Origin of the sequence: Tritonibacter sp. SIMBA_163 (genome assembly GCF_046535935.1) — a bacterium.
Classification (GTDB): domain Bacteria; phylum Pseudomonadota; class Alphaproteobacteria; order Rhodobacterales; family Rhodobacteraceae; genus Epibacterium; species Epibacterium scottomollicae.
Genome location: NZ_JAWJBP010000483.1, coordinates 1 through 270 on the forward strand (window position 1 = coordinate 1; position 270 = coordinate 270).

The window sequence follows — 270 nt, forward strand, 5'->3', positions numbered from 1 at the left end:
GTTCAATTCCCGCCCTGATTGTTGCAACAGCGCAAGGGGGATGGACCGTATTATGGGTGTTATTGTTGTTTGTGGTGATTCAAAATTTAGAAACTTATGTTTTAGACCCGCTATTAGTTGGGAATACCGTGCGTCTGCATCCCTTGTATCAACTGCTTGCTGTCATTGGCGGAGCACAAGTCTTGGGAATTTTAGGAGCACTGATTGTTCCGCCTTGGGTCGCCGGTGCAGCCACATTAATTGAAAATTTATACTTGAAGCCGAAAGCCC

At 45.9% G+C, this 270-nt stretch carries 1 protein-coding gene; it reads left to right on the top strand.

The genetic code is table 11. From position 1 onward, the window contains the following. A partial coding sequence (locus R0J92_RS23220; RefSeq protein WP_411053409.1) for an AI-2E family transporter occupies nt 1-270 on the top strand: 270 nt, incomplete at both ends.